The 500-nt window shown below is 47.2% G+C and carries 1 protein-coding gene; it reads right to left on the bottom strand.

Annotated features, from left to right (window positions below; all coding sequences use genetic code 11):
• Nucleotides 1-500 (bottom strand): YiiG family protein (locus tag K0039_RS25020; RefSeq protein WP_228106832.1); only part of this gene is annotated, 500 nt, incomplete at both ends.

Here is a 500-nt window from a genome sequence, read left to right as displayed (position 1 = left end):
CGCATGATAAGATTCGGCTACAGGTTCAAAGGCTTCCAGATTTTTTAAGAATGTCTGGTGCAGCGTTTTCCCTTTCGCAAACGCATCGTCTTTATAATTTTCCTGGGTGTAATATTTATCCATTTCGTTAATGGTATTACCCAACGCCACGGCAGCATCGATATAACTCACCGCCACGCCATCAATTGGTTGCAGCGCAGGCGTTAACGCCACAGCACTTTTTACGCCTTTTTCACACTCAGCGAGGTTCGGTTCACTAATGCCGTAGATGCCATAAACAGTACGCACTTCACCGGTAGGCCCCTGTTTAAAATCTTTCAGCCAGTCAGCATAACGCGCCAGACTGCGCTGTACCGGGATCTGTAACTTGTTGTAGCACTTGATATAGACATCCATTTTTTCGTCGAAAACCGCTTGTTCATCGACCACCGGTTGCGCAGGTGTTTCAGGTTTAGCTTCTGCTTTTGCAACGGGAGCTTCAGTAGGTTTCGCTTCAGGAG

The sequence above is a fragment of the Terrisporobacter mayombei genome (assembly GCF_020748465.1).
Classification (GTDB): domain Bacteria; phylum Bacillota; class Clostridia; order Peptostreptococcales; family Peptostreptococcaceae; genus Terrisporobacter; species Terrisporobacter mayombei.
Note: the sequence above shows the minus strand (reverse complement) of the source record. Positions and strands in the feature narration are given on the sequence as shown.